The following is a 5,355-nucleotide window of genomic DNA, read 5'->3' on the forward strand; positions in this document are numbered from 1 at the left end:
GGAAGCACCGCCCATCCGGCCGTCCGCGCCCCCGGCACCGCCCTCGCGCACCCGGTAGCCCCGGTCGTCCTCGCCCCCCCCCCCGCGCGCCCCGCCCCCCCCCCGGCGGCCGGGCGGGGGTGGCCGCGGCCTGGGCGGCCACCAGTTCGGCGATGCCGGCCGGGGCGATCGGGCGGCTGTCCCCGCCGGGGGCCGCGAGCAGCCGGCGCCGTTCGGCGGCGCCGATGAGGTCCACCGTGGCGACTGGCGCGTCGGGGTCGGCGGTGACCGCGTCGAGCAGCCGCAGCAGCGCGGCCACGATCCGCTGCACGTCCGCGGCGGCGAACAGGTCGGCCGCGTACTCGACCTGCCCGTGTGCGGTGCCGGCGGCCGGGTCCTCGGAGAGGGTGAACTGGAGGTCGAACTTGGCCGTGCCGGTCGACACCAGCTCGGGACGCCCGAACTGGCCGGGGAACCCCTCGCCGGCCCCGCCCGCCGTGGCGTCGGCGGCGGCGAACTCCTCGCGCACCGCGAGCAGCACCTGGAAGAGCGGGCTCAGCCCGTGCCCGCGGGCCGGGTTGAGCTCTTCCACGACCCGCTCGAAGGGCAGTTCCTGGTGCGCCATGGCCGCCAGGTCCACCTCCCTGACCTGGGCGAGCAGGGCACGGAAGGTGGGGGCGCCGGACAGGTCGGCGCGGAGTACGAGGGTGTTGATGAAGAAGCCGACCAGATCGGTCAGGGCGGCGTCGGTGCGGCCTGCGACCGGAACGCCGATGGTGATGTCGTCGCCGGCACCGAGCCGGGAGAGCGTTGCGGCCAGCGCGGCGTGCACCACCATGAAGGTGCTGCACCTGGCCTCCAGCGCGAGCCCCCGCACCCGCGCGAAGACGTCACCGCCCACGGCGAAGTGCAGCACCTCGCCCCGGCCGCTCGGCGGCTGGGCGAGCGGCTTGGCCCAGGGCAGGGCGAGCCGTTCGGGCACGCCGGCCAACTGGGCGCGCCAGTGGGCGAGTGCGGCGGCCTCCCGTTCGGCCGCGCCGGCCCGCTGCCACAGCGTGTAGTCGACGTAGCTGACCGGCAGCGGGGCCAGCGCCGGCGCCGCGCCCGCCAGCCGGGCCCGGTAGGCGGCGGCCAGGTCGCGCAGCAGCGGTGGCAGGGACCATTCGTCGCCGGCGATGTGGTGCAGGACGAGCAGCAGCGTGTGCCGGTCGGGGGCGAGCGTGAACAGGTGGGCGCGCAGCGGCACTCCCCGCTCGATGGCGAAGGGCCGGCGCGCCGCAGCGGCTATCGCCGCGTCCACCGCGTCGTCGTCCACCGCGTGTGTGGTGAGTTCCACCGTGGCCCGGGCGGCGGGCAACACCTGCTGGACCGGTTCGCCGTCGCCGTCCGCGGGGACGGGGTAGAGCGTGCGCAGCACCTCGTGCCGGTCGAGCAGGTCGTGCAGGGCGACGCGCAGCGCCTGTTGGTCGACGGGCCCCGCCAGGTGCAGGGCGAGGGGCACGTTGTAGGTGGGGGTCGCGCCGTCCGCCTGGTAGAGGAACCACAGCCGGCGCTGGCCGGGCGAGAGCGGCAGCCGGGCCGGGCGCGGCTGCCGGGTCAGCGGCGCCCGCCGGGTGCGGGCCCGCTCCATCTCGCGGGCGAACGCGGCCACCGTGGGGTGGTCGAACAGGGCCCGTACCGGCAGTTCCACGCCGGTCGCGGTGCGCAGCGCGGCCACCACCCGGGCGGCGGTGAGCGAGTGGCCGCCGGCGGCGAAGAAGTCGTCGTCGGCCCCCACTTCGGGCACCCGCAGCGCCTGTGCGAACAGCGTGGCCAACAGCCGCTCGGCCGCACTGACCGGCGCCCTGCCACCGCGTGCACCCCGCCGCCCGGGCGCCGGCAGCGCGGCCCGGTCCAGCTTCCCGTTGGGCGTGCGGGGCAGCGCGGCCAGCACCACGAGGGCCTCCGGCACGGCGTACTCGGGCAGCGTGTCGGCGAGGTGGGCGCGGAGCAGGGTGGCGGTGTCTGGTGCGGTGTCGGGCGCGGCGTGCGGGGCCTGTTCGCGGGCGGTTGCTTGGTCGGTCGTGACGCTGGCCGTGGGGCCGGCGGCCGGGCCGGTCGTGAGGTCGGTCGCGGGACCGGCCGCGGAGTCGGTCGGCTGCCCGTCCGGGGCCAGTACGCAGTACGCCACCAGCGCCAGCGCTCCCGGCCCGTCCTCCGCCGGGTCCCCTGCCGCCGCCTCCCAGGACCTGGCCACCACGGCGGCCTCGCGCACCCGCGGGTGCGTGAGCAGGACCGCTTCGACCTCGCCCGGTTCGATGCGGTGGCCGCGGACCTTGAGCTGCTGGTCCACGCGCCCGCGCAGGTCAACCGTGCCGTCGGCGTTCCAGCGGGCCAGGTCGCCGGTGCGGTACATGCGGGTTCCCGCAGCCCCGAAGGGGTCGGCGACGAAGCGTTCGGCGCTCAGCCCGGGCCGGCCCAGATAGCCGAGCGCGACGCCGGCGCCGGCGATGTACAACTCCCCCACCGCGCCCGGCGGCACCGGGTGGAGCGCCGCGTCGAGCACGTACAGCCTGGTGTTCCACAGCGGCTGGCCGACGTGCGGTGCGCCGATCGCGGCGGACTCGATGCAGGGCGTGGCGCTCACGGTGCCGGCCGTGGACCAGATGGTGGTCTCGGTCGGCCCGTACAGGTTGACCACCCCGGCACCGAGCCCGGCCAGCCGGTCGGCGAGGTCGGGGGCCAGCGGTTCGCCGCCGGTGAGCACCTTGATGCCGGTCAGCGCCTCGGGCACGGCGTCCGTGAGCACCCGCCACAGCGAGGGCGTGGCCTGCATGACGGTGGGCCCCGCCGCAGCGATCAGGTCGCGCAGCAGGAACGGGTCGCGCACCTGCTCGGCGCTGGCCAGCAGCACCGTGCCACCGGCCAGCAGCGGGGTGAACAGCTCCAGGGCGGCGATGTCGAAGGAGACGGTGGTGACGGCGAGCAGCCGGTCGTCGGCGGTGAGGCCGAGTTCGTGCCGCGCGGTGGCGAGCAGGTTGGCCAGCGCCCGACGCGGCACGGCCACGCCCTTGGGTCGGCCGGTGGAACCCGAGGTGTAGATGACGTACGCGGTCTGCTCGCCGTGCGCGGCCGGGGTGTGCGGGGCGGTATCTGCCGTCGTGCCCGGGGCGCCCGTCGCATCCGTGTCCGCGACGCCCGACGCCACGTCCACCGCGCCTGACCTCGCGTCAGGCACACCCACCGGATCGGGGATGCCCGCCATCTCGGGGTCACCCGCCACAGCCTCGTCCACCCCGTCCACCCCGTCCACCACCCCCACCGCGTACGCGTCCCCTGGCGCGAGGACCGGCCACGGTCCGGCGGCCACCGCCGCGGCGCACTCGGGGGTGGTCGCCGCGGCGTCGGTCAGTACCGCGATCGGCGCCGCGTCGCGCAGCATGTGGCCGATGCGCTCGCCCGGGTACGTGGGGTCGACGGGTACGTAACCCGCGCCGCTGCGCGCCACCGCGAGCAGCGCCACCAGCAGGGCGGCGGGGCGCGGCAGGGCAACGGCGACCAGCCGCCCTGCGCCCGCGCCGTGCGCGGTCAGCGCGCGGCTGAGCCGGGTGACCCGGCGGTCGAGTTCGGCGTAGTCGAGCGACTGGCCCGCGGCGTCGCGTACGGCCACCGCGTCCGGTCGGTGCGCGGCGTGGCCGGCGATGGCCGCATCGAGGTCGGCGCCCGGCTGGCCGCCGGCGCCCGGTGCGTTGAAGTCGGTCAGCACGCGCCGCCGTTCGACTGCCCCGAGCACGCCGAGCGTGCCGGTGGGCGCCGTGGCGTCGGCGTCCCCGAGGCGGGCCAGCAGGTCGGTGAACCGGTCGCCGTGCGCGGCGAGGTCGGCGGCCGAGTACAGCGCGGGGTTGCCGTCCACGGTGAGCGCGAGCCCGTCAGCGCCCGGCAGCCCGCTGACGGTGAAGGTCAGGTCGTCCACGGCGCCGGCGGACAGGTAGTGCACGGTGCCGGTGACGGCGCCGAGCCGCAGGGCCGGCGGGAACGGCTTGATGTTGATCTGCGGCCCGACCAGCCGCCGACCGGCGCCGAACAGGCCGAGGTCGCGCCGGAGTTGTTCGCCCCGGTAGCGCTGGTGGCGGCGTTGGCGGCGGAGCAGTTCGGTCACCGACCGCACCTGGGCGGCGAGCGGGGCGCGCTCCGTGACGGCGATGCGCAGCGGTACGACGTTGACCGCGGTGGCGGGCACCCGGGCCAGCGGGGTGCCGGTGCGGTTCATGACCGGCAGGCCGAGTACGACGTCGTCGGCGCCGCCGAGTCTGGCCAGGTAGAGGGCGCTGGCGGCGAAGACCGCCTCCGGCCAGGAGGCGCGGCACGCCTTCGCGAACCGTTCCAGGGCGGCGGCCCGCTCCGCGTCGAGCCGGGTGTGGTGCCGGATGAAGGTGTGCGAGGGCCCGGCGGTGCGGGTGCCGAGGCCGCTGGCCTGCGGCCGGTCGGCGAGCAGGGCGTGCCAGAAGGCGGCGTCGGCCCGCTCGTCCGCGGAGCCCGCGTAGGCCAGGTCGGCGGCGACCGCGTCCCGGATCGACCCGAACGGGCTGGGGCTCGGCTCGGCGCCGACGGCCAGCGCCTGGTACACCTCGGCGACCCGCTGGGCCAGTTGGAAGAAGCCGTAACCGTCGAGCAGGATGTGGTGGCAGCGGTGGTACCACAGCCAGCGCTGCTCGCCCACCCGCAGCAGCGCGTGCCGCACCAGGACGCCGTTCTCCAGGTCGACCGGGACGGCCCGGTCGCCGTCCATCCAAGCGGCGGCCACCGCGTCCGGGTCCCCCTCGCCGCGCAGGTCGATCCGCAGCGGCGGCTCGGGCGGCGCGCCCCCGACCTCCTGCCACACGGCCTCGGGAGCGTCCACCGTCCCGCCCCCCTGACAGGCCATCAACTCGGGCTCATTTACGCCCAGTTGGGCACCAGAAGCGTCCTCGACCGCCTCCCCCACTCCCCGTACGAAGCGCACCGCGAGCCCGTCCGCCTCGGCGATGGTGCGCTCCAGCGCCGTAAGGAACGCCTGCTCGTCCAGTGGTCCGGTCAGCTCGACGTACTCCGCCGTCAGGTAGGCGGGGCTGGCCGGGTCGAGTTGTTGGGCGGACCAGAGTCCGAGCTGTGCTGCGGTGAGCGGCAGGCGGTCGGCACGGCGTGGACTCATGCGGAATCTCCCAGCGGTACAGCTCGTACGGCCATGACGGAACGGGGATGGGGTTGGCACGCGGGCGGGCGCGGGCCGCGCGGGGGCGCGCCCCCCCGGGGGGGGGGGGCGGGGGGCGTGGGGCCCGGGGGGGGGGGGGGCCGTGGGGGGGGGGCGGGGCGGGGTGGGGGGGCGGGGGGGGGGGCTTCGGCGGCGCGGGGCTGGGG

At 76.9% G+C, this 5,355-nt stretch carries 1 protein-coding gene; it reads right to left on the bottom strand.

Features of this window, described 5'->3' with window-relative positions:
* A partial coding sequence (locus AAHZ94_RS27865) for a non-ribosomal peptide synthetase (protein WP_349996262.1) occupies positions 1–5,149 on the bottom strand: 5,149 nt, incomplete at its 3' end.
* Positions 5,150–5,355 lie beyond the last annotated feature (206 nt).

Source organism: Streptomyces sp. HSW2009, from assembly GCF_040240285.1.
Lineage (GTDB): Bacteria > Actinomycetota > Actinomycetes > Streptomycetales > Streptomycetaceae > Streptomyces.